Consider the following 21,746-nt stretch of genomic DNA (forward strand, 5'->3'; position numbering starts at 1 on the left):
CAGCTTACTGCAAAGCGCCGCCGAAGCCCTTGGCCCGCTGCGCGTCGCGCAGGTCGGCGCACAGGCCGATGTTCTCCGCTTCCTGCTTCAGCGCGCGCGGGCCGCCTTCGACCGTCTTCATGCGTTCACCGAACCGGGACAGCAGATCCGCCGCTTCCTGCTTGCTGCACATGCCCGCGCCATAGACCGAAACCAGCCGCGCGCCCGCCGGCGCCAGCGACGGCTCCAGGGTCTTGAAGTGGGTATCGACCCATTGGCGCAGGGCCGGACGCGCTGCTTCCGCTTCCATCTGCGGCATCAGCAGCGGCGCCAGCTCGTTCCGGCGCAGCAGCCCCTTTTCCAGGATGAAGCCGCGGGCGCGCTCGGCCTGCGGCGCGTCGCTCATGTTGCCCAGCGCCTCCAGCAGTTCCGTGCGGATCGCCGCATCCTGGGTCGCCCGCAGGTGCTTCTCCAGCAAATCGAAGGTCGCCGCATCCCCGGCCCGTGCGACCGCGGCCAGCGAGACCGCCCGCAGGTCGCGCGGAACCGCTTCCGGATCCAGCTTGCCCGTGCCGGCGCTGCCGTCCGCTTTTTGGCCGATGATCGCGCGGCCGCGGCGCACCAGTTCCTCGCCCAGTTCCGGGCTTTCGCCGGTGCGGTACAGGAAGCCGATCAGCGTGCGGCGCAGGATGCGGGTGTCGTCGCTTTCACCCGGCTTGGGCTCCAGGCCGAGCGCCTGCAGGCGCGGCCCGTAGATCTTGCGCGCATAGGCGGCCACGGCGGCCTTCTGCGCATCGTCCGCGGCCAGGTACTCCTTCATCCAGGCCAGTTGTCCCATCGGCGCGGTCGCGGTCTGGCGCACCTCGGCCGCGGCCAGTTGCGGCACGCCGGCCAGGTAGCCGGCGGCGTCGATGCTGCCGGCCTTGAACGCCGCTTCCAGCGAATCCGCGTAGACGCGCTGCTCGCGTTCGTCCAGTTGCGCGAATGCGCCCGCCAATTGTTTGGCCGCCTTGTCGTCGAGCGCGAACCGGTAGTAGCCATGGCCGTGCGCGTTCGGCATCACCCAGGCCGGGCAGCTCTTGGCCTGGGTCAGCGGCATGGTCGTGGTGGCCTGTTCGACCAGGCTGCATTCGGAACGCACCTGATCGCCGTCCTGGTAGCGCACGCAGAACGGCATGCCCCAGGTCTGGCTGGCGCTGGCGGCGGATCCCAGCGGCAGGTAACGCTGCTGCTGCAGCTTGAGCGAAGGCGTCTTGCCGTCGCAATCGACTTCCACCTTCACGTAAGGCACGCCCGGCTGGTCGATGAAGCTCTTGAACGCGCGATCGACACCGGCCGGGTCCTTGCTCTGTGCCGCCACCGCGGCAATCAGGTCGCCGCTGGTGGCGTTGCCGCGCGCATGCGCCTTCAGGTAGCTGCGGATGCCATCGCGGAACGCCGTCTCGCCGATATAGGTCTCGAACATCGACAGTACCGCGCCGCCCTTCTGGTAGGTGATGCCGTCGAAGGCGGACTGGATCTCGGTGAAATCGTTGATCGGCTCGTGCACCCGGCGGGTGCTGACCAGGCTGTCCTCGCCCATCGCCTCCAGCGCGCCCTCCAGCAGGCCGCGATCGGCATGGAAGCCCGGCTGCAACTGGCCGGTGATCTTGGTGCCCATCCAGGTGGCGAAGGCCTCGTTGAGCCAGAGATCGTCCCACCACTTCATCGTCACCAGGTCACCGAACCACTGGTGCGCCAGTTCGTGCGCGCTGACCCCCCAGTACGCCTGGCGTTCGCGCGGAGTGGACTTCTCGTCCGGGAACATCAGGGTGTCGCGATAGACGATCAAGCCCGCGTTCTCCATCGCACCAGCCCAGAAATCGGGTGCGGCGACGTTGTCGAGCTTGTCGAACGGATACGGCGTGCCGAAATATTCCTCCAGCTTGGTGACGATCACCGGCGTGTTGTCCAGCGTGTAACGCATGCGCTCGCCCTGCCCGTGCGCGGCGACGCCGCGCAGCGCGATCGGGGTGCTGCGGATGGCGGTGGCCGGAATGTCCGGCCCCTTCGGCACGTCCCAGGGTCCGACCGCGAACGCGATCAGGTAGCTGGGCAACGCCTCGGTGCGGGCGAAGGTGACCTTCTTCCAGCCATTTCCCAGCGACTCGGTTTTCAGTTCGCGGCTGTTGGCGACCGCCACGTCCTGCTCGGGCACGATCAGGGTGATGTCCCAGGGCTGTTTGAAACTGGGTTCGTCGAAACCCGGGAAAGTGTTGCGCGCGCCGAGCGGCTCCATCTGGGTGACCACGTAGTCGCGGCCGTCCGGCTTGACCCGATAGGCGCCCTGCAATTGCCCGTACGGCGCTTCGAAGACGATTTCCAGGACCGCCTTGCCGGCAGGAATCGATTCGGCAGCGGTCAGCTTGAGCACGCCGGACACGTCGGCCGATTCGGCGGCCAGCTTGACCCGGCGCCCGTCGGCCAGGAGGGCGGTGGCCTGGCGGATGTCGAGATCGCGTCCATGCATCCACAGGACGGAAGTGGCTTCCTTGACCTCGGCATCGATGCGGGTGGTGCCGCTGAAGCGTTCCTGGCGCGGATCCAGCCTCAGTTCGAGATTGACCAGCGACGGCACCACGGTGCGGGGCAGCGGTCCCTTCGGAACCGCGGCGGACTCGGCCGCCTGCCCGGGCAGCGAGGCCGCCAGCAACAAGGCACACGCCAACGCGCTGCGACGCAATACGGTCATCTCGGAACCCCACAGTGGAAAGCCTTCGAAGTTACGACCGGCCGATACCGGCGCCCCCCTGCCGAAAGTACCGATCGCCCGTGACCTTGGCCGGGAATCATCGAGTCCCCATATCGATCGGGAGGCTGACCACGGCAATCGATAGATAAAATCTATTGATACAATCTTATCAATCCATTGGATTGATTAGGCTACGCCTATTAACCTAGCTTCCGTTGCTTCACCCCTGTCCCCTCCGAACCAAGAGGAAACCTGATGTCCCTGATCAACACCCAAGTCCAGCCGTTCAAGGCCACCGCGTTCCACGCCGGCGAGTTCGTCGAAGTCACCGACGCCACCCTGAAGGGCAAGTGGTCCGTGCTCATCTTCATGCCGGCCGCCTTCACCTTCAATTGCCCGACCGAAGTGGAAGACGCCGCCGACAACTACGCCGAATTCCAGAAGGCTGGCGCCGAGGTGTACATCGTCACCACGGATACCCATTTCTCGCACAAGGTGTGGCACGAGACCTCCCCGGCGGTGGGCAAGGCCCAGTTCCCGCTGGTCGGCGATCCGACCCACCAGCTGACCCGCGCGTTCGGCGTGCACATCGAGGAAGAAGGCCTGGCCCTGCGCGGCACCTTCATCATCAACCCGGAAGGCGTGATCAAGACCCTGGAAATCCACGACAACGCGATCGCCCGCGACGTCACCGAGACCCTGCGCAAGCTGAAGGCCGCGCAGTTCGTCGCCAACAACCCCGGCCAGGTCTGCCCGGCCAAGTGGAAGGAAGGCGCCAAGACCATCGCCCCGTCGCTGGACCTGGTCGGCAAGATCTGATTTCCACGCAATACCCGTTGTAACGGCGCCCGGGCGATACGCCCGGGCGCTTTCCTCCGCAGACGGACGTTTGCACCAGCGGCCTGCGCCGCGCCAGTCCTCTCTCCCCTGGCTCCCTCCCTCCGGCCCAGGCCGCTACTGCAAACGCCCTTGCGGTCTCCCCGACCGCACCCGTGTTCTTCCTTCCGCCTTCATCAAGGAGCCCCCGCATGTTGGACGCGAACCTCAAGACCCAGCTCAAGGCCTACCTGGAAAAAGTCACCCGGCCGATCGTGATCACCGCGTCGCTGGACGACAGCGATTCGTCGAAGGAACTGCAGGCGCTGCTGGCCGATCTGGTTTCGCTCTCGGATCGGATCAGCGTGACCGAATCCCGCGATGACAACGAGCGCAAGCCCTCGTTCGCGCTGGGCACGCCGGGCCAGGACATCCACCTGCGCTTCGCCGGCCTGCCGCTGGGCCACGAATTCACCTCGCTGGTGCTGGCGCTGCTGCAGGTCGGCGGGCATCCCTCCAAGCTGGGCCAGGATCTGATCGAACAGATCCGCGATCTGGATGGCGAGTACGTTTTCGAGACCTATTTCTCGCTGTCGTGCCAGAACTGCCCGGACGTGGTGCAGGCGCTGAACCTGATGAGCGTGCTGAATCCGAACATCCGCCACGTCGCCATCGACGGCGCGCTGTTCCAGCAGGAGGTCGAGGCGCGCGAAGTGATGTCGGTCCCGACCATCTTCCTCAACGGGCAGGTGTTCGGCGCCGGCCGGATGGGCGTGGAAGAGATCGTCGCCAAGCTCGACACCGGCGCCGCCTCGCGCGAGGCCGAGAAGCTCAAGGCCAAGGCACCGTATGAGGTCCTGGTGATCGGTGGCGGCCCGGCCGGCGCGGCGGCGGCCATCTACGCCGCGCGCAAGGGCATCCGCACCGGCGTGGCGGCCGAACGCTTCGGCGGCCAGGTGCTGGACACCATGGCGATCGAGAACTTCATTTCGGTGCCCTACACCGAGGGCCCCAAGCTGGCGGCCGCGCTGGAACAGCACGTCAAGGACTACAGCGTCGACGTGATGAACCTGCAGCGCGCCGAGAAGCTGGTGCCCGGCAAGGACCTGATCGAGATCCAACTGGCCAATGGTGCATCGCTGAAGGCGAAGACCGTGATTCTCTCCACCGGTGCCCGCTGGCGGCAGATGAATGTCCCGGGCGAGGACCAGTACCGCAACAAGGGCGTGGCGTACTGCCCGCATTGCGACGGTCCGCTGTTCAAGGGCAAGCGGGTGGCGGTGATCGGTGGCGGCAACTCGGGCGTCGAGGCGGCGATCGATCTCGCCGGCATCGTCAACCACGTGACCCTGATCGAGTTCGACGACAAGCTGCGCGCCGACGAGGTCCTGCAGCGCAAGCTGCGCAGCCTGCCGAACGTACGCATCATCACCAGCGCGCAAACCACCGAGGTGCAGGGCGACGGCAGCAAGGTCACCGGCCTGGTGTACAAGGACCGCGCCGGTGGCGACAGCCACCGCATCGAACTGGAAGGCGTGTTCGTCCAGATCGGCCTGTTGCCCAACACCGAATGGCTGAAGGGCACGCTCGCGCTGTCTCCGCGTGGCGAGATCGAGGTCGACGCGCATGGCCGCACCTCGGTGCCGGGCGTGTTCGCCGCGGGCGACGCGACCACCGTCCCGTACAAGCAGATCGTCATCGCCATGGGCGAAGGTTCGAAGGCCGCGCTGAGCGCGTTCGACCACCTGATCCGGACCTCGGCCCCGGTCGAGGCGCCGGAAGAAACCGCCACCGCCTGAACCGGGCCGCCGGCCCGGCCGCGCCGGGGACGCGTCGCGTTCCCGGAATCGGCGTACTCTCTGGGGTGGTCGAGCCCGCCGCGCCGCGAGCGCCGGTTCGGATGGGCCCCGCCACCGGCTTCCCAACGGACTCACCCGGATGAATCTTCGTGATCTGAAATACCTGGTGGCCCTGGCCGATCACAAGCACTTCGGCCATGCCGCCGCGGCCTGTTTCGTCAGCCAGCCCACCCTGTCCACCCAGATCAAGAAGCTGGAGGACGAATTGGGCGTACCGCTGGTCGAACGCGCCCCGCGCAAGGTCATGCTGACGCCGGCCGGACGCGATGCCGCGGATCGCGCGCGCCGCATCGTGGCCGAGGTCGAGCAGATGAAGGAAGCCGCCCGCCGCAGCCAGGATCCGGAAGCGGGCACGGTGCGGCTGGGGATCTTCCCCACCCTCGGTCCCTATCTGCTGCCGCACGTGGTGCCGCGCATCCGCACGCGCTTCCCGCAACTGGAACTGCTGCTGATCGAGGAAAAGAGCGACGTCCTGCTTTCGCGCCTGCGCGAGGGCAAGCTGGACGCGGGCATCCTGGCGCTGCCGCTGCAGGATGATCAGCTGCATACCGAATTCCTGTTCGAGGAACCGTTCCTGCTGGCCGTACCGGAAGCGCATCCGCTGGCGGCACGCGATTCGCTGTCGCTGCGCGAATTGTCCGATCAGCAGTTGCTGCTGCTGGAGGATGGCCACTGCCTGCGCGAACAGGCACTGGATGTGTGCCGGATTTCGGGGGCCAACGAGAAATCCGAGTTCCGCGCCACCAGCCTGGAAACCCTGCGCCAGATGGTCGCCGCCAATGTCGGCATCACCCTGCTGCCCACCCTGGCGGTGAAGCCACCGGTGGCACGTTCGGACAGCATCCACCTGCTGGGCTTCACCGACTCGCACCCCAGCCGGCGGATCGCGATGGTATGGCGCCGCAGTTCGGCCATGGCCGCGTTCCTGCAGGAACTGGCCCGGGTGTTCCGGGAATTGCCCGAATCGCTGTTCGATCCGGCACAGGACATGAATCCCGCCGCAACGCGCGGCGGCGGTCCGCGCGCACTCCGCGCGGGCTGAACGCCGCCGGCTTGAACCGTGGCCGGCAAACGGCTACGGTAAGCCGCACAAACCAACCACGAATGGGCGACGCGGAAACGCGGCGCCCATTTTCCTTGTTCAACGCCCGAAAAAAGAGGACACGATGAGTACCGCGCATACCAGCGGCCTGCCGCCTTCGCTGATCATTTCCAGCCGCGACTTCAACCGGCTGGAAGCCCTGCTCGATTCCCCCGCCCTGCGCCGCCTGCCGGCCGCGGTGGCCCTGATGAATGAACTCAATCGCGCCGAAGTGCTGCCGCCGGAACAGATTCCGGAAGGCGTCGTGACCATGCACTCCACCATCGACTGCATCGATGAGCTGACCGGCGAGCACCACAACCTGACCCTGGTCTATCCGAACGAAGCCAACGTCGACAAGGGCTACGTCTCGGTGCTGGCCCCGGTCGGCAGCGCCCTGCTGGGCCTGTCGCTCGGCCAGACCATCGACTGGCAGGCGCCCGGCGGCCGCCACCTGCGCCTGCAGGTCACCGGCATCCGCTACCAGCCCGAGGCAAACGGCGAATTCCATCGTTGATCGCTGAACTGGCGGGCGGCGCGAGGCATACTGTGCCTCCCCTCTCGCCATCATGAGTGTTGCGATGAATTCCCCCGCTTCCCCGTCCAAGCTGACCCAGTTGCGTGAACTTTCGGTCGTGGTCGCCGACACCGGCGACTACGAGGCGATCAAGCGCCTGAAGCCGGTGGATTGCACGACCAACCCGACGCTGGTGAAGAAGGCGCTCGACCTGCCGGTCTATGCCGACCTCATCGAGCGCGAACTCGGCTGGGCGCGTGGCCAGGACGGCGATCGCGCGGCGATCGTCAACGAAGTGGCCGACCGCCTGACGGTCGGCGTCGGCGCGATGCTGAGCGCGCTGATTCCCGGTCGCGTCTCCACCGAGGTGGACGCGGATCTGGCCTACGACACCGCCGCCACCGTGACCAAGGCACGCAAGTTCGTCACCATGTACGCCGAGCGCGGCATCGGCCGCGACCGCATCCTGATCAAGGTGGCATCCACCTGGGAAGGCGTCGAGGCCGCGCGCCAACTGCAGGCCGAAGGCATCGACTGCAACCTGACCCTGATTTTCAACCAGGTCCAGGCGATTGCCTGTGCCGAAGCCGGCGCGTTCCTGATCTCGCCCTTCGTCGGCCGCATCCTCGACTGGTATGTCGCCCAGGGCCAGGCGCCCGCCAGCATTGACGAGGATCCGGGCGTGGTGTTCGTACGCGGCGTCTACGCCGAGTTCAAGCGGCGCGGTTCGCCGACCGTGGTGATGGGCGCTTCGTTCCGCTCTACTGCGCAGATCGAGGCGCTGGCCGGTTGCGATCGCCTGACCATCTCGCCGGATCTGCTGGAGAAGCTGGATCAGGATCACGGCGCGCTGCCGCGCAAGCTCGAACCCGTCGCGGCCGGGCCGGTGACCACCGCGCCGATCAACGCGCAGAGTTTCGCCGCCGCGATCGAAGCCGATCCGATGGCCAAGGAAAAGCTCGCCACCGGCATCGAGATCTTCGCCAAGGATCTGGTCGCCCTGCGCGACACCATCGCCCAGCGCCTGGCCGAAGCCACCGCCTGAGCCTGCGCACTTGCTGATTCCGGGACTGCTGGCCGGCCTCGCCGGCCGGTCGGTGGTTCCAGGTCGTCCGGCATCCGCGTGGTGACGTGGCTGCAATCCGCGCACCTCCCCTTGTGGGATCGACGTGAGTCGCGAATGCCCGCAGCAGCACTGAACCCGGACGACTGGAGGGAGACGAGCCGCGTCTCTCTCTCAGGAAGAAAGTCGCGGCCCATCGCGACTCACGTCGCTCCCACATGACAAAAATGCGCGCCCGGTGAACAGGCGCGGCCATCTTTTGAGGCCCACAGCCGTCGCGAACGCCTCGCGTGTAGGAGCGACGTGAGTCGCGACCTATCAACGCCACGGAAACACGGGTACGTTCGCGGACGATCCTTGTCGCCTGGTGCGGGTCGACGGACGACCTCGTGGCACGGTCGCGACTGACGTCGCTCCTACAGGTGACGCGTACTAGGCATCCAGGCCGATCGCGCAGCTCACGCCGGTACCGCCCAGCCCGCAGTAGCCATTCGGGTTCTTGGCCAGGTACTGCTGGTGGTAGTCCTCGGCGTAGTAGAACTCCGGTGGCGGATACAGGATCTCGGTGGTGATGTCGCCATGGCCGGCCGCGCGCAGGCGCTGCTGGTAGGCATCGCGGCTGGCGAGCGCGGCGTCGTACTGCGCCTGCGAATGGCACAGGATCGCCGAGCGGTACTGGGTACCAAGATCATTGCCCTGGCGCATGCCCTGGGTCGGGTCGTGGTTTTCCCAGAACACCCGCAGCAATTCCTCGAATCCAATCCGCTTGGGGTCGTAGATCACCCGCACGACTTCGTTGTGCCCGGTCAGCCCGGAACACACTTCCTCGTAGGTCGGGTTGGGCGTTCCGCCGCCGGCGTAGCCGACCGACGTGCTGTACACCCCCGGCAGGCTCCAGAACTTGCGCTCCGCCCCCCAGAAACAGCCCATGCCGAATTCCGCCTGCAGCAGGCCGGTGGCCTCCGCGCGCAGCGGCCGGCCGTGGACGAAGTGGGTGTTGTTGAGCGGCAGCGGGTGGGCGCGGCCGGGCAGGATTTCCTCCGGGCGCGGCATGCGCTGTTTGTGGGCACCGATTCCGAGCATGGGACACCCCGCAGATGATGGATGTCTCCGGATCTGGGCGCGCCCGGTCCGCTTTCAAGCGCAACGGACTGTCGCGCCGGGGAGCGCCGGTGTAGGCTGCGCCATCCCCCACTGCCCGCGCCCTACCCGGCATTTTCCGCGCCACGAATTGGATCGATACAAACCGATGATTTCCCGCTACGCCCTGCTCCTGTGCGCCGCCACGGCGGCTACCCCGGCGTTCGCCGCCGACACCCGTCCGCCCGCCGAATTCGGCGCCGACTGGGACGACCCGCGCACCGCCGAGCCGAAGGTGGTCCGCCCGGACATCCGCCACTGCACGGTGGAAATCGTCCGCCACGGCTTCGCCGACTTCGAGCCCTACCGTCAGGCATTCACCCCGCCGGCCGACTGTCCCGGCCCGTGGCACAAGGTGGTGCTGGACATGGAGGGCAGCGTGAAGGGCCGCCAGTACGACCGCATGGGCCAGATCAGCGTCGGCGGCGTGACCCTCCTGCGCACCAGCACGCCCGAACCGTCCCGCGAAGGCATCCGCTGGCAGGTCGAGAAGGACGTGAGCGCCTATGCGCCGTTGTTCACCCGCGAGCAGCCGGTGGTGATGGAGCTGGGCAATCTGGTCAACGAAACCTACACCGGCGTGTTCGACATCCGCGCCACGCTCACTTTCTACCCCGCCGACGCGGCGCACGCGCCGGCCGCCACCGCCGAACGGATCGTCCCGCTGGATGAGGCCCACCGCGCCGGCGCGGATCTGGTCGGCGGCTTCACCCTGCCCGCCGACACCCGCCGGCTGGTGGCCGAGGTCTATGCCAATGGTTCCGGCGGCGGTTGCGAGGAGTTCTGGTACCTGAGCGTGGCGCGCAAGGAGTATTCCTGCGCGAGCGAGCATGGTCCCTATCGCGAACTGCAGGTGCTGATCGACGGCAAGGTCGCTGGCCTGGCGGCGCCGTACCCGCACATCTACACCGGCGGCTGGTCCAATCCATTCCTGTGGTACGCGATCCCGGCGCCGCATACCTTCGACCTGCATCCGCAGCGCTTCGAACTCACGCCCTTCATCGGCCTGCTCAACGACGGCAAGCCGCACGAACTGCGGGTGCGCGTGGTCGGGCTGGCCCACGACGCGACCGGCTGGACGCTGCTGCCCCACCTGCAGATCTGGCGGGATCCGAAGGGCGTGCGGACGCGCGGCGAACTGACCTCGCACGTGCTGGGCAAGCCCGCGCGGAACGATGCCTTCAGCGAAGAGAACGGCCGCACGGTGCTGCGCGCTTCCGGCGCCGGCGAGCTGAAACTGACCGGCTGGATCGAGACCTCAGAGGGCCGGCGCGACATCGAGGTGGCCTATCGTGTCGGCATGCAGAGCCGGCACGACTGGGACAAGGACGAGAATGACGACCGCCTCAAGGCGGAATGGACCGATTCGCAGCGCATCTCGACGCAGGCTGCGGGCCAATCCGCCGTCATCGAGGAAAAAGCGCTGGCCTTCAGCCTGGACGGCGGTATCCGCACCGTGGCAGAAGCCGGCAATCCGCGTTTGACCACCGATCTGGTTATTCAGGCGGACGAAACGAACCAGCGCCGGCAGGGTGATGCGGCCGCCAGTTGGACCAAGGTGGAAAACCGCTTCGAGGGCGAGGCCGCCTATACCCAGAAAGTGCCGCGCGAACAACGCCGCGCGACCGGCCATTCCCGCCAGGATTTCCGCATGACCGACAGCGCGGGCGCCTGCCAGGCGCGCCATATCGCGACGGTCAACGGTTACTTCACCGAAGACGACACCACCTGCGTGCGCTGACGCTCCAGCAGCATGCCTCCGGATGCCTGCCTTTGCCTCCCCGTTGACCAGCCATTCGGCTGGTCAACGGGGCTGATCCTCGGTTTGTCGGGGCGTTGACCTCGCAGTACCAGCACAGGTCAAAGAAAGCAGGAGCAACCACACGGCACGCCCCCGCCACGGCCTCGCGGCCCGTCAGGCCGGCAGCGGGCTTCCTTCCGGCGAATCCGTCGCGGGCTCGTCCCCTTCCGGTGGCTTCGCCAACGGCAGCCTCGCCACCACGTCCTGCGCCTCTGGCCAGGCCGGGTCCGGCACGCAGACCCGCAACACGCCGAACAGCGGCAGTTCGCCCATGCCGCCCATCAGCGATTCGCCGAACACGAACGCCGGCAAGCCGGCGTCCTCCAGCGCGTGCTTGACCATGTGGGCATCGAAGAGGTTGTCGGCCAGGTAGACCACTCGCATCGGCACATCTCCAGCAATCGCCCGCAGGCTACACCGTCCGGGCTTTACGGCGCCTTGCGGAACGCCTCGGTGCCGGGCACGGATTCGGTCTCCTGCGCCCCCGCCTCGCGCCACTCCCGCATCGCCGGCAACGCGAACAGCGCCTGCATGTAGTCCTTCGCCACGCCGTCCACCGGCACGCCGTAGCCGTCGAAGCGAATCGCCACCGGCGCGAACATCGCGTCGACGATGCCGAAGCCGCCGCACAGGAAGTCGCCGCCCTGGCCGAAACGGGCGCGCAGCTCCGACCACAGCGCCAGCACCCTGTCGATGTCGCGCTGGGCCGCCCCGTCCCAGCGGTAGGCGTCAGGCTGGCGGCGGCTGTTCATCGGCAACTGGGTGCGCAGGCCGGCGAACCCCGAATGCATCTCGGCGGCGGCCACCCGCGCCAGCGCCCGCGCGGTTCGCTCGCGCGGCCAGCCGGCGCCGTCCAGCCAGCGTTCGTTGACGTACTCGCAGATGCCCAGCGAATCCCACAGGTGCAAATCCCCATCCCACAGGGCGGGCACCTTGCCGGTCGGTGAGTAACGCTTGACCTCGGCGAAGAACTCCGGCGTGTCCAGCGGCAGCCGGATCTCGTCGAACTCGACCCCGAACTGCCGCAGCAGCAGCCACGGCCGGAGCGACCAGGACGAGTAGTTCTTGTTGCCGATGATCAGGATGGGGCGGCTCATGCACGGGTTCCGGTGCGGAAAAGGGCGTACAGGATAGGCCCGGCGCGACGCGGGCGGGGACCGGACCGGCTAAACTCCCCGTTTGCCCCGAACCACCCTGCCCCGCATGTCCGAGACCCCCGCCCCCGCCGCCGCCACGCCGGAGAACACCGCCCCCGAGAAGCGGGACTTCATCCGCCAGATCGTGCGCGAGGACCTGTCCAGCGGCCGCCACCACGCCATCAAGACCCGGTTCCCGCCGGAACCCAACGGCTACCTGCACATCGGCCACGCCAAGGCGATCTGCCTGGACTTCGGCATCGCCGCCGAGTTCGGCGGCGTCTGCAACCTGCGCCTGGACGACACCAATCCGGCCAAGGAAGACCCCGAGTACGTCGCCGCGATCCAGGACGACGTGCGCTGGCTGGGCTTCGACTGGCACGACCTGCGCCACGCCTCGGACTACTTCGAGGTGTATTACCTGGCCGCCGAGAAACTGATTCGGCAGGGCGACGCCTTCGTCTGCGACCTGACCGCCGAACAGGTCCGCGAATACCGCGGCAGCCTGACCGAGCCCGGCCGCAATTCGCCCTGGCGCGACCGTTCCGTGGAAGAGAACCTGGACCTGTTCCGGCGCATGCGCGCGGGCGAATTCGCCGACGGTGCGCGCACCCTGCGCGCCAGGATCGACATGGCCAGCGGCAACATCAACCTGCGCGACCCGGCGCTGTACCGGATCAAGCACGTCGAGCACCAGAACACCGGCAACGCCTGGCCGATCTATCCGATGTACGACTACGCGCACTCGCTCGGCGACGCAGTGGAAGGCATCACCCACTCGCTGTGCACGCTGGAGTTCGAGGATCACCGCCCGCTGTACGACTGGTGCGTGGACAAGGTCGATCTGGCCAACCATCCGGAACTGCTGGCGCCGTTGCTGGACAAGGGCCTGCCGCGCGAAGCCGGCAAGCCGCGCCAGATCGAATTCTCGCGGCTGAACTTCAACTACCTGGTGATGAGCAAGCGCAAGCTGCTCGCGCTGGTCAACGACGGCCTGGTGGATGGCTGGGACGATCCGCGCATGCCGACCCTGCAGGGCATCCGCCGCCGTGGCTATACCCCGGCCGCGCTGCGCCTGATGGTGGATCGCGTGGGCATCAGCAAGCAGAACTCGCTGATCGACTACAGCGTGCTGGAAGGCGCGCTGCGCGACGACCTGGACGCGGCGGCGCCGCGCCGGATGGCGGTCATCGATCCGCTGAAGTTGGTCATCACCAACCTGCCGGACAGCCACGGCGAATCGCTGGTGTTCCCGAACCATCCCAAGGACGAGGGCTTCGGTTCGCGCGAAGTGCCGTTCTCCAATCAACTGTGGATCGAGCGCGAGGACTTCGCCGAAGTGCCCCCGAAAGGCTTCAAGCGGCTGATCCCCGGCGGTGAAGTGCGCCTGCGCGGCGCCGGTATCTTCCGCTGCGACGAAGTGATCAAGGACGCCGACGGCCAGGTCATCGAAATCCGCGGTGAGCTGGATCCGGAATCGCGTCCCGGCATGGTCGGCGCGGACCGCAAGATCAAGGGCACCATCCACTGGGTCAGCGCGCGCCACGCGGTGCCGGCGGAAATCCGCCTGTACGACCGCCTGTTCACCGTGGCCGACCCGGATGACGAATCCGAAGGCAAGACCTACCGCGACCACCTGAATCCGGACTCGCGCCGGACCGTGCAGGGCTACGTGGAGCCGGCCGCCGCATCTGCCGCGCCGGAACAGGCGTTCCAGTTCGAACGCATCGGCTACTTCGTTGCCGACCGCTATGACCACACCGCCGGCAATCCGGTGTTCAACCGCAGCGTGACCCTGCGCGACACCTGGGCCAAGGCATGAGCATGCTGTACGCCCAGGTCCACCTGACCCTGCCGGCATGGGTGCACGACGCTATCGACAGCGCCGCGGTGTACCCGGGCGACGAGGACAAGGTCGGCCTGGCGATCGCGCTGTCGCGCCGGAACGTGGAAGCCAACAGCGGCGGCCCGTTCGGCGCGGTGGTGTTCGGCCCGGATCACCGCGTCATCGCGGTCGGCGTGAATCGGGTGATGCCGCATACCTGCTCGCTGGCGCATGCCGAGAACATGGCCTACATGCTGGCGCAGCAGCGCCTGCAGACGCCGCGCCTGAACGAGCGGGTCGGCCCGATCACCCTGGCCACCTCCTCGCAGCCCTGCTGCCAGTGCTATGGCGCCACCGTCTGGGCCGGCATCGATCGCCTGCTGATCGGCGCGCGCGCCGAGGACGTGATGGAACTGACCGAGTTCGACGAAGGCCCGCTGCCGGCCGACTGGGTCGGTGAGTTGAACAAGCGCGGCATCGAAGTGGCGCGCGACCTGTGCCGCGACGATGCGCGTGCGGTGTTGAAGCATTACGGCGAATCCGGTGGCGACAAGTACTGACGCCGGCGTTGCTCGCGGAGCGCGGCGATGAGCGGCCTGCTCGGTTTCTGCCGCCAGGGCTTCGAGCCGGAGCTGGCCGCCGAACTGACCGAACGCGCGGCGATGGCCGGCATCGCCGGTTACGCGCGCGCGCAGCGCAATGACGGCTACGTGCTGTTCGCCAGCGACGAGGCCGACGCGCTGGACCGCGCCCTGCCGTCGCGGGATCTGGTATTCGCGCGGCAGAAACTGCGCGTGCTCGCCGAACTGCGCGGGCTGGATCCACGCGACCGCATCAGCCCGATGCTGGCCGCGCTGGAGGGCCAGCGCTTCGGCGATCTGTGGGTCGAACATCCCGATTCCGATAGTGCCAAGCCGCTGGCCGGACTGGCGCGCAGCTTCGGCAACGCGCTGCGGCCGGCGTTGCGCAAGGCCGGCGTGCTGAGCGCCCAGGACGACACGCGCCTGCCACGGCTGCACGTGGTGTTCGTGCAGGGCGATCACGCCTTTCTCGCCCGCAGCCAGCCGCGTGATGCCTCGCCCTGGCCGCTAGGCATCCCGCGCCTGAAATTGCTGCCGGACGCGCCCTCGCGCTCGGCGCTGAAGCTGGAGGAAGCGCTGCTGGTCCTGCTGGACGCGGACGAGCGCGCTCGCCTGCTGAAACCGGGCATGACCGCCGCCGATCTGGGTGCGGCGCCGGGTGGCTGGACCTGGGTGCTGACCCGCCAGCACCTGCGGGTCACCAGCGTCGACAACGGTCCGTTGCGCCAGCATGTGCTGGACACCGGCCTGGTCGAGCACCTGCGCGCGGACGGCTTCCACTGGAAGCCCGCGCAATCGCTGGACTGGATGGTCTGCGACATGGTCGAGCAGCCGCGCCGGGTCGCCGAACGGATGGCGACATGGTTCCGCGAAGGCTGGTGCCGGCATGCCATCTTCAACCTCAAGCTGCCGATGAAGAAGCGCTGGGACGAAACCCGGCTGTGCCTGGATCTGTTCGCCGAGCAGGCATCGCGGCCACTGACGGTACGTGCACGCCAGCTTTATCACGACCGCGAAGAGATCACGGTGTTCGCTACGCGGCATTCCTGATCGACCGCACGTCCGCCACGCGCGGGTTAGTATCGGTGCCAGTTCATCAGGCACGTCCTCTTGGCGTGCGCAGGAGTCACATGGCCGCCACCTGGATCACCATCGCCGCGTCCTCGCTGCCGGAAATCATCCGGCTTGCCAGGCCCTTGTTCACCCGCACGCCCCCTATCGATACCACCCAGGTGCAGCGACTGGCGATCATCGACGAGCAGATTGCCGAGCTTCAGGCCGCCGCGACCCGCAATGCCGATTCGATCAGCCGGCTCGCCACCGACATGCAGAAGACCATCGAGGTGTTGCAGGTCGGTGCCGATCGCATGGAACGCCAATTGCATCGCGCCAACCGCCTGGCCGCGATCGCCACCACGGTGGCGGTGCTGGCCTTCGCTACCGCGCTGTACGCCCTGGGCCGCTGAGGAACCCATCGATGAATCTGCGCCACTGCCTGTTCGCCGCCATCCTCGCCTCGACCGCTTCCGCCAGCGAAGCCGCCGAACCCGAATACGTCGCCCGCGATTACGTCGGCGACGGCGTCTTCTCGCGGGGCATCGAAGGCCCGGCCGTCGGTCCCGATGGTCATCTCTACCTGGTCAGTTTCGGACGCGACGGCACCATCGGCCGCGTGCGCGCGCAGGCCGATGGCAGCGGCAAGGCCGAACTGTTCGTCGAACTGCCGGCCGGCAGCACCGGCAACGGCATCCGCTTCGCGCCGGACGGCGCGATGTACGTGGCCGACTACAGCGGCCACAACGTTTTGCGCATCGACGCCGAAGGCAGCGTGGAAGTGTTCGCGCACGATCCGCGCATGCACCAGCCCAACGACATCGCGCTGGCCCCGGACGGACGCCTGTACGCCAGCGACCCGGACTGGAAGAACGGCGGCGGCCAGTTGTGGCGCATCGATCGCGACGGCAGCGTCCACCTGCTGGAAACCGGCATGGGTACCACCAACGGCGTGGAGGTAAGCCCGGATGGCAAACACCTGTACGTCAACGAAAGCGTGCAGCGGAACCTGTGGGCGTACGACCTGGACGGCAGCGGCAACGTCTCCAACAAGCGCCTGCTGATGAGCTTCCCGGATCATGGCCTGGACGGCATGCGCACCGACGTGGACGGCAATCTCCATATCGCCCGCTACGGTGCTGGCACGGTGGCCGTGGTCTCGCCGGAGGGCCGTCTGCTGCGCGAAGTGCGACTGAAGGGCGAGAAGCCCACCAACGTCGCTTTCGGCGGCGAGGACGGCCGCACCGTCTACGTGACCCTGCAGGACCGCGGCGCGGTCGAGGTGTTCCGGAGCGCGCGGCCGGGGCGTGAACACGGGCGCTGACCTGCCGAAGCGGGAGCCGGATTCGGGTTCTGTGAGCGCCGCCGCATGGGGTCTCAGGCGGTGACATGCCCGCATGGCAAGATGCTTCCCTGACCCGGAGCCCCTCCCATGCTGCCCATCGAACTGAAGGATCCCGCCGCGTTCGGCAACGAATTCCTGCGCCTGACCCTGCTGCAGGGATTCCAGTCGCTGACCAAGCGGGACCTGGAACTGCTGATCTTCGTGCTGCTGGAACGCGACGGCGCCATCGATCGCGCGGAGTCCAATTTCATCGTCGCCGGCAAGCTGCGGGTCACCCCGGCCAAGGTGAAGGCGCTGCGCCGCGATGGCTATGCGCGCTGGCGGGCGCTGGTGCCGGAGGAGCGCGAGGCGGCGCTGCAACGCATCGTCGCCACCGTGCTGACCGAGGCCAACCTGCGCGCCGGCGCGAAGCACGTCAGCGAGCGCAGTCGCAAGGACGGTTTCCTGGCCGTGCGCATCGAGCATCCGGATGACCAGCAGCAGTTCGAGCAGGCGATCCTGGATGTCGGCGCGTTGCCGGTCTACGAACGCAACCGCGAAGTGGTGGCGGTGCGTTTCGACACCCTGCTGGCGATCGCCGAGCGCTGGGGTTTCCTGCAGACCGATCCGGCGCATATCCGCGGCGAGTTGAAGAAGCTGGCGCCGACGTCGGAGGAAGTCGCGGAGTTGCTGAAGAAGGATGTCGGCAAGCTGCGTTGGCAGGATGCCCGCAATGCCCTCAACAGCCTGGGCGCGGACGCCATCGCCAGCACCGCCGAAGGCGGCCTGAAGGCGCTGCTCAAGCTGGTTTTCCCGTTCCTGCCGGGGTGATTGGCAGAGCCGGGCGCCGGGCAAGTCCACTTGTAGCGCCGAGCTTGCTCGGCGGCCGCGGTGCTCAACCGCGAAAGCAGCGGAGTGAGCACGGCTCTGCCCGCAGCACCGAGCTTGCGTTGGAGCGCCCCCACCCCAGCCCTCCCCCGCACGCGGGGGAGGGAGCCGTTTGCGTGTTGCGCTCGTTTCCTCGTGGGTGTCGCCCCTTCCCCCGCCTGCGGGGGAAGGTTGGGATGGGGGCAATCCTGTCATCGCGCGGAAACGACACGCCGCACTTGCGTTGGGGCGCCTCCAAGAAGAGCAGCGGAGCGAGCTCCGCTCTACGATTACAGGCCGGAGGCGCGGCGCCAGAACAGATTGGCCAGCGGTGGCAGGCGGCCGGCCAGGCCCAGCAGCGGTCCGCGCAGCAGGGTCAGGTGCATCTCGTCGTTGGAGAACAGGCGGTTGATGCCGTCGAAGGCATAGGCGGCGGTCGTGCTTTCGCTGCGGCGTTGGCGTGCCCAGCGCGCAAGACGGTGCGGTGCGCTCCAGTCGACCCTGCGTGACTGGGCATCGCGGACCAGCGCATGCAGCCCGGCCACGTCGCGCAGGCCGAGGTTGACGCCCTGCCCCGCCAACGGATGCACCACGTGCGCGGCATCGCCCACCAGCAGGATCCGTCCCGACACGTAGTGCTGCGCCAGTTGCCGGCGCAGCGGGAATGCAGCCCGCGCGGAGACCGGCCGTGCCTCGCCGAGGCGGGCCGCCGATGCCTGGGTGAGTTCGCGCGCGAACGCCTGGTCGTCCAGCGCGAGCACGCGCAAGGCTTCGGCTTCCGGAAGTGTCCAGACGATCGAACTGCGGCCTTCGGTGAACGGCAGCAACGCCAGCGGACCGGTGGTCAGGAAACGCTGCCATGCCGTGTCTTCGTGCGGTCGTTCTGTCTGGATGTAGGCGACCACGCCGCGCTGGGCATAGTCGTGCTGCGACACCGCCACGCCGGCCGCCTCGCGCAGGCTGGAATCGGCGCCGTCGGCGGCGATCGCCAAGCGCGCATCCAGGCGGGTGCCGTCCTCCAGCTTCAAGCGCACGCTCGCATCGTCCTGTTCGACCTCCTGCACGCGCGCCGGGCAATGCAGGCGCACGCCGGCCGCCGGCAGCGCCGCCCACAGGCGATCGACCAGCAGGGCGTTCTCCAGGATCCAGCCCAGTTGCGCATGGCCGAGCGTGTCGGCGTCGAACACCATGTCGCCACCGCCGGCCGCGTCCCAGACGCACATGCGCCGATAGGGTTGCACGCGCGCCTCGCGGATCGCGCGCCACACGCCCAGCGTCTCCAGTAGCGCGGCGTTGTCCGGCGCGAAGGCATAGACGCGCAGGTCCGGTGCGTCCGGCGACCAGCGCGTCGGTTCGCGCCCTTCGATCAGCGCCACTTCCAGACCCGCTTCGGCCAGTGCCAGCGCACAGGCCGCGCCGACCACGCCGCCGCCGACGATGACCGCGTCCATCTGTCCGCGCCTGCTCACGCCGCCACCTCGCGGCACAGCGCCGGTACATCACCACGGAAGCCCATTGCACCGCCGACCAGATAGGCCTGCAGCGTTGGCGACACGTCCACGGCCGCCAGGCCCAGGCTGCGCAGCGGCCGCAGCAGCGGGGCCGGATTGGCGGTCAGCCGGGCCAGCCCGTCGGAGAATGCCAGGGTGCGCTGGCGATCCTCGGCGCGTCGGTCGGCGTAGGTCCGCAGCAAACTGTCGGCACCCGGATCTCCGCCCTGCCCGATCAGCTCGGCCAGGGTCAGCGCATCGCGCAGGCCCAGATTGAATCCCTGCGCGCCAATCGGATGGAGGGTCTGCGTGGCATTGCCCACCAGCACCGCGCGCGGCGCGGTGAGGCGTTCGGCCACCACGCGGGTAATCGGATACGCGCTGCGTTCGCCGCTGGCCAGAAAGCGTCCGATCCGCCAGCCGAACGCCTGCTGCAGGCGCCCCAGCCAGGCGGCTTCGTCCAATCCCGCGACGTTGGCCGCCTGTTCCGAAGGCACGCCGTGGATCGCGCCGAAGTGGCGATCACCGCGCGGCAACAACGCGGTCGGGCCGGTCGCGGTGAAGCGTTCGTAGGCGGTGCCGTCCGGTGCGTGTTCGGCGCGCACGCGGGCGACGAACAGGGTCTGCGCGTAATCGTGTTCCTGCGCGCCGATGCCCAGCGCATCGCGCAATTGGCTACGGGTGCCATCGGCGGCCACCAGCAGGCGCGCGTCCAGTATCTGCTCGCCGGCTTCACCCGCCAGCCGCAGCCGACGGCCCCCTTCGCCGCCTTCCTCCAGGGCCACGAAGCGCGCGGGGCGGTAGCGGGTGACATGGTCCAGCTCGCGCAGCCGCGCTTCCAGCGCCTCGCCGAAATCGCGCGCCACCACCACCTGGCCGAAGCTGTCGCGGCCGTAATCCGCGGCCTCCAGGCGTACCCGCCCGAAATCGCCCTGGCGGCTGATGTGGATGCGGCGGATCGGTCCGGGCGCGGCCCGCAGTTTCCGCATCACGCCCAGCGCGGTGAGCGCGTTGACCGTGGCGGCGGCGAAACTCAGGTTGCGCTGGTCGAACACCGCCGGCATCGTCGTGCCCGGCGTCGCCTCCACCAGGCCCACGTCGATGCCCAGGCGGTCCAGGGCGATGGCCAGGCTGGCGCCGACCAGGCCACCTCCCACGATTACCACGTCATGCCGTTGCGTCATGCCGACATGATACCGGCTTGGCCGGCACGGACCGGTGACCACGCGCCCGCCGGCCCGGTGCGCGCCGCGGTCCGCTAGAATGGTGCGCTGAGCCTCCGGAATCCGTCTGCATGAACACGAACTCCCAACGCGCCGCCGTCCTCGTCCTGCTGGCCCTGCTGATGACGGCCACCCGCCTGCACCTGCCGGCCACGCTGACCCACTTCGGCCCGGTGCCGGATGCTTCCTGGGCGGTGTTCTTCCTTGGCGGCTTCTACCTGCGCGGCTGGACCCGCTGGGCGTTCCCGCTGCTGATGGTGCTGGCCGTCGCCGTGGACTACGTGGTGATCAGCGGCCAGGGCATGAACTTCTGGGCGCACTACTGCACCTCGGCGGCGTACTGGTTCCTGGTCCCGGCCTATTTCGCCCTGTGGGCGGGCGGCCTGCTGGTCCGTCGTTTCCATGCCAGCCATGGCGGCCAGCATGGCCGCGTGCTGGCGGTGACCGTGGCCAGCCTGTTCGCCTCGGTGGTGGTCTGCCACCTGCTGAGCCAGGGCAGCTTCTACTGGCTGTCCAGCGACGTCGTGCCCAATCCCACCGTCGCCGGCTGGTGGAAGAACTACAGCGACTGGTTCCTCCCCTACCTGCGCGTGGCGGCCATCTACGTCGGCCTGGCCGTGATCGCCCACGTCGGCGTGGAGCAGTTGGCGCGCCTGGGTCACCAGAAGGCATCGCGCTGAGCGGAGGGATACCGCGATGGGCAACCGTCTTTCCAAGATCTACACGCGCACCGGCGACGATGGCACCACCGGACTCGGTGACGGCAGCCGGGTCGGCAAGGATTCGGCGCGGGTCAACGCCTACGGCACGGTCGACGAGGCCAACTCGGCCATCGGCGTGATTCTCGCCGCGCCCAATGTCCCCGAGGACGTCGCCGCCCTGTTGACGGTAGTGCAGCACCAGATGTTCGACCTGGGCGGCGAACTGTGCATTCCCGGCCACGCCGCCATCACCGGCGAGGACGTGGACGCGCTGGAAGCGCGCCTGGATCACTACAACGAAGCGCTGCCACCGTTGAAGGATTTCATCCTGCCGGCGGGTGGCGAGGCCGCCGCGCGCTGCCACCTGGCCCGCACCATCGTGCGCCGGGCCGAACGCGAGACCGTCACCCTGGCCCGCCACGATGCGGTGCGACCGGAAGCCATCCGCTACCTCAACCGGCTGTCGGATCTGCTGTTCGTGCTGGCGCGGGTGCTGGCCCGCGCGGACGGCCACGGCGAAGTGCTCTGGAACCACGAGCGGCGGCGTCCCACCTGACGC

The 21,746-nt window shown here is 68.1% G+C and carries 20 protein-coding genes; 14 read left to right on the top strand and 6 right to left on the bottom strand.

What is annotated here, in order from left to right; genetic code table 11:
• Nucleotides 1-4 precede the first annotated feature (4 nt).
• A complete protein-coding gene (locus ACTJI2_RS10515) occupies nucleotides 5-2,710 on the bottom strand; it encodes a M1 family metallopeptidase (RefSeq protein WP_440842065.1) in 2,706 nt (901 codons plus the stop codon).
• A 255-nt stretch (nucleotides 2,711-2,965) separates the two neighbouring features.
• Here ACTJI2_RS10515 and ahpC point away from each other — a divergent pair, with 255 nt between their 5' ends.
• The 5 genes from ahpC to ACTJI2_RS10540 all read left to right on the top strand — a co-directional run bounded on the left by ahpC (nucleotide 2,966) and on the right by ACTJI2_RS10540 (nucleotide 8,028).
• Nucleotides 2,966-3,529 carry an alkyl hydroperoxide reductase subunit C gene (gene ahpC, locus ACTJI2_RS10520; protein WP_141455826.1) on the top strand — a complete coding sequence of 188 codons (564 nt, stop codon included), beginning with the start codon at nucleotides 2,966-2,968 and terminating at the stop codon, nucleotides 3,527-3,529.
• A gap of 209 nt (nucleotides 3,530-3,738) precedes the next feature.
• Entirely contained in the window at nucleotides 3,739-5,325 is a 1,587-nt protein-coding gene (gene ahpF, locus ACTJI2_RS10525; protein ID WP_318287647.1) for an alkyl hydroperoxide reductase subunit F, read from the top strand.
• Between the two features lie 139 nt (nucleotides 5,326-5,464).
• Entirely contained in the window at nucleotides 5,465-6,427 is a 963-nt protein-coding gene (gene oxyR / locus ACTJI2_RS10530; protein WP_183638781.1) for a DNA-binding transcriptional regulator OxyR, read from the top strand.
• A gap of 124 nt (nucleotides 6,428-6,551) precedes the next feature.
• Nucleotides 6,552-6,983 carry a nucleoside diphosphate kinase regulator gene (gene rnk, locus ACTJI2_RS10535; protein ID WP_141455823.1) on the top strand — a complete coding sequence of 144 codons (432 nt, stop codon included), beginning with the start codon at nucleotides 6,552-6,554 and terminating at the stop codon, nucleotides 6,981-6,983.
• A gap of 64 nt (nucleotides 6,984-7,047) precedes the next feature.
• The gene (locus ACTJI2_RS10540; protein WP_192197900.1) at nucleotides 7,048-8,028 is read left to right on the top strand and encodes a transaldolase; all 981 of its coding nucleotides are present in this window, start codon (nucleotides 7,048-7,050) and stop codon (nucleotides 8,026-8,028) included.
• A 450-nt stretch (nucleotides 8,029-8,478) separates the two neighbouring features.
• Here the strand turns inward: ACTJI2_RS10540 and msrA are convergent, their stop codons facing one another.
• The gene (msrA, locus tag ACTJI2_RS10545) at nucleotides 8,479-9,129 is read right to left on the bottom strand and encodes a peptide-methionine (S)-S-oxide reductase MsrA (RefSeq protein WP_249888580.1); all 651 of its coding nucleotides are present in this window, start codon (nucleotides 9,127-9,129) and stop codon (nucleotides 8,479-8,481) included.
• Nucleotides 9,130-9,295: 166 nt separating this feature from the next.
• Between msrA and ACTJI2_RS10550 the strand changes: the two genes are divergently transcribed.
• The gene (locus ACTJI2_RS10550) at nucleotides 9,296-10,927 is read left to right on the top strand and encodes a peptide-N4-asparagine amidase (protein ID WP_192197901.1); all 1,632 of its coding nucleotides are present in this window, start codon (nucleotides 9,296-9,298) and stop codon (nucleotides 10,925-10,927) included.
• A 174-nt stretch (nucleotides 10,928-11,101) separates the two neighbouring features.
• Here ACTJI2_RS10550 and ACTJI2_RS10555 read toward each other — a convergent pair whose 3' ends face one another.
• A complete protein-coding gene (locus tag ACTJI2_RS10555; protein ID WP_183638789.1) occupies nucleotides 11,102-11,371 on the bottom strand; it encodes a putative signal transducing protein in 270 nt (89 codons plus the stop codon).
• Nucleotides 11,372-11,415: 44 nt separating this feature from the next.
• Nucleotides 11,416-12,084 (bottom strand): glutathione S-transferase family protein, encoded by a 669-nt coding sequence (locus tag ACTJI2_RS10560; protein ID WP_183638791.1) that lies wholly within the window; start codon nucleotides 12,082-12,084, stop codon nucleotides 11,416-11,418.
• Nucleotides 12,085-12,190: 106 nt separating this feature from the next.
• On the opposite strand from ACTJI2_RS10560, the gene ACTJI2_RS10565 reads away from it, so the two are divergent.
• The 6 genes from ACTJI2_RS10565 to ACTJI2_RS10590 all read left to right on the top strand — a co-directional run bounded on the left by ACTJI2_RS10565 (nucleotide 12,191) and on the right by ACTJI2_RS10590 (nucleotide 17,737).
• The gene (locus tag ACTJI2_RS10565) at nucleotides 12,191-13,945 is read left to right on the top strand and encodes a glutamine--tRNA ligase/YqeY domain fusion protein (protein ID WP_192197902.1); all 1,755 of its coding nucleotides are present in this window, start codon (nucleotides 12,191-12,193) and stop codon (nucleotides 13,943-13,945) included.
• Between the two features lie 2 nt (nucleotides 13,946-13,947).
• A complete protein-coding gene (locus tag ACTJI2_RS10570) occupies nucleotides 13,948-14,508 on the top strand; it encodes a nucleoside deaminase (RefSeq protein ID WP_183641167.1) in 561 nt (186 codons plus the stop codon).
• A 27-nt stretch (nucleotides 14,509-14,535) separates the two neighbouring features.
• Nucleotides 14,536-15,579, top strand: coding sequence for a 23S rRNA (cytidine(2498)-2'-O)-methyltransferase RlmM (gene rlmM, locus ACTJI2_RS10575; protein WP_183638795.1), 1,044 nt, complete (start codon nucleotides 14,536-14,538; stop codon nucleotides 15,577-15,579).
• A gap of 80 nt (nucleotides 15,580-15,659) precedes the next feature.
• Complete coding sequence (locus ACTJI2_RS10580) at nucleotides 15,660-15,995, top strand: hypothetical protein (RefSeq protein ID WP_318287650.1); 336 nt, start codon at nucleotides 15,660-15,662, stop codon at nucleotides 15,993-15,995.
• A gap of 11 nt (nucleotides 15,996-16,006) precedes the next feature.
• The gene (locus ACTJI2_RS10585) at nucleotides 16,007-16,906 is read left to right on the top strand and encodes an SMP-30/gluconolactonase/LRE family protein (protein WP_318287651.1); all 900 of its coding nucleotides are present in this window, start codon (nucleotides 16,007-16,009) and stop codon (nucleotides 16,904-16,906) included.
• Between the two features lie 108 nt (nucleotides 16,907-17,014).
• On the top strand, nucleotides 17,015-17,737 hold the full coding sequence (locus ACTJI2_RS10590; protein ID WP_318287652.1) for a hypothetical protein: 723 nt from the start codon (nucleotides 17,015-17,017) through the stop codon (nucleotides 17,735-17,737).
• Between the two features lie 326 nt (nucleotides 17,738-18,063).
• On the opposite strand, the gene ACTJI2_RS10595 is transcribed toward ACTJI2_RS10590, so the two are convergent.
• On the bottom strand, nucleotides 18,064-19,242 hold the full coding sequence (locus ACTJI2_RS10595) for a UbiH/UbiF family hydroxylase (RefSeq protein ID WP_440842068.1): 1,179 nt from the start codon (nucleotides 19,240-19,242) through the stop codon (nucleotides 18,064-18,066).
• On the bottom strand, nucleotides 19,239-20,447 hold the full coding sequence (ubiH, locus tag ACTJI2_RS10600) for a 2-octaprenyl-6-methoxyphenyl hydroxylase (protein ID WP_318287653.1): 1,209 nt from the start codon (nucleotides 20,445-20,447) through the stop codon (nucleotides 19,239-19,241). The genes ACTJI2_RS10595 and ubiH overlap by 4 nt, the downstream gene beginning before the upstream one ends.
• Before the next feature lie 110 nt (nucleotides 20,448-20,557).
• Between ubiH and ACTJI2_RS10605 the strand changes: the two genes are divergently transcribed.
• Entirely contained in the window at nucleotides 20,558-21,166 is a 609-nt protein-coding gene (locus ACTJI2_RS10605) for a hypothetical protein (protein WP_318287654.1), read from the top strand.
• A gap of 16 nt (nucleotides 21,167-21,182) precedes the next feature.
• Nucleotides 21,183-21,743 (top strand): cob(I)yrinic acid a,c-diamide adenosyltransferase, encoded by a 561-nt coding sequence (locus tag ACTJI2_RS10610; protein ID WP_141455809.1) that lies wholly within the window; start codon nucleotides 21,183-21,185, stop codon nucleotides 21,741-21,743.
• Nucleotides 21,744-21,746: the final 3 nt, after the last annotated feature.

It is taken from the genome of Pseudoxanthomonas sp. 22568 (assembly GCF_052044485.1).
Lineage (GTDB): Bacteria > Pseudomonadota > Gammaproteobacteria > Xanthomonadales > Xanthomonadaceae > Pseudoxanthomonas_A > Pseudoxanthomonas_A beigongshangi.

Bases quoted from the DNA above. Each gene is read 5' to 3' on its own strand.
- ACTJI2_RS10515 (WP_440842065.1), bottom strand. From the start codon at position 2,710: ATGACCGTATTGCGTCGCAGCGCGTTGGCGTGTGCCTTGTTGCTGGCG.
- ahpC (WP_141455826.1), top strand. From the start codon at position 2,966: ATGTCCCTGATCAACACCCAAGTCCAGCCGTTCAAGGCCACCGCGTTC.
- ahpF (WP_318287647.1), top strand. From the start codon at position 3,739: ATGTTGGACGCGAACCTCAAGACCCAGCTCAAGGCCTACCTGGAAAAA.
- oxyR (WP_183638781.1), top strand. From the start codon at position 5,465: ATGAATCTTCGTGATCTGAAATACCTGGTGGCCCTGGCCGATCACAAG.
- rnk (WP_141455823.1), top strand. From the start codon at position 6,552: ATGAGTACCGCGCATACCAGCGGCCTGCCGCCTTCGCTGATCATTTCC.
- ACTJI2_RS10540 (WP_192197900.1), top strand. From the start codon at position 7,048: ATGAATTCCCCCGCTTCCCCGTCCAAGCTGACCCAGTTGCGTGAACTT.
- msrA (WP_249888580.1), bottom strand. From the start codon at position 9,129: ATGCTCGGAATCGGTGCCCACAAACAGCGCATGCCGCGCCCGGAGGAA.
- ACTJI2_RS10550 (WP_192197901.1), top strand. From the start codon at position 9,296: ATGATTTCCCGCTACGCCCTGCTCCTGTGCGCCGCCACGGCGGCTACC.
- ACTJI2_RS10555 (WP_183638789.1), bottom strand. From the start codon at position 11,371: ATGCGAGTGGTCTACCTGGCCGACAACCTCTTCGATGCCCACATGGTC.
- ACTJI2_RS10560 (WP_183638791.1), bottom strand. From the start codon at position 12,084: ATGAGCCGCCCCATCCTGATCATCGGCAACAAGAACTACTCGTCCTGG.
- ACTJI2_RS10565 (WP_192197902.1), top strand. From the start codon at position 12,191: ATGTCCGAGACCCCCGCCCCCGCCGCCGCCACGCCGGAGAACACCGCC.
- ACTJI2_RS10570 (WP_183641167.1), top strand. From the start codon at position 13,948: ATGCTGTACGCCCAGGTCCACCTGACCCTGCCGGCATGGGTGCACGAC.
- rlmM (WP_183638795.1), top strand. From the start codon at position 14,536: ATGAGCGGCCTGCTCGGTTTCTGCCGCCAGGGCTTCGAGCCGGAGCTG.
- ACTJI2_RS10580 (WP_318287650.1), top strand. From the start codon at position 15,660: ATGGCCGCCACCTGGATCACCATCGCCGCGTCCTCGCTGCCGGAAATC.
- ACTJI2_RS10585 (WP_318287651.1), top strand. From the start codon at position 16,007: ATGAATCTGCGCCACTGCCTGTTCGCCGCCATCCTCGCCTCGACCGCT.
- ACTJI2_RS10590 (WP_318287652.1), top strand. From the start codon at position 17,015: ATGCTGCCCATCGAACTGAAGGATCCCGCCGCGTTCGGCAACGAATTC.
- ubiH (WP_318287653.1), bottom strand. From the start codon at position 20,447: ATGACGCAACGGCATGACGTGGTAATCGTGGGAGGTGGCCTGGTCGGC.
- ACTJI2_RS10605 (WP_318287654.1), top strand. From the start codon at position 20,558: ATGAACACGAACTCCCAACGCGCCGCCGTCCTCGTCCTGCTGGCCCTG.
- ACTJI2_RS10610 (WP_141455809.1), top strand. From the start codon at position 21,183: ATGGGCAACCGTCTTTCCAAGATCTACACGCGCACCGGCGACGATGGC.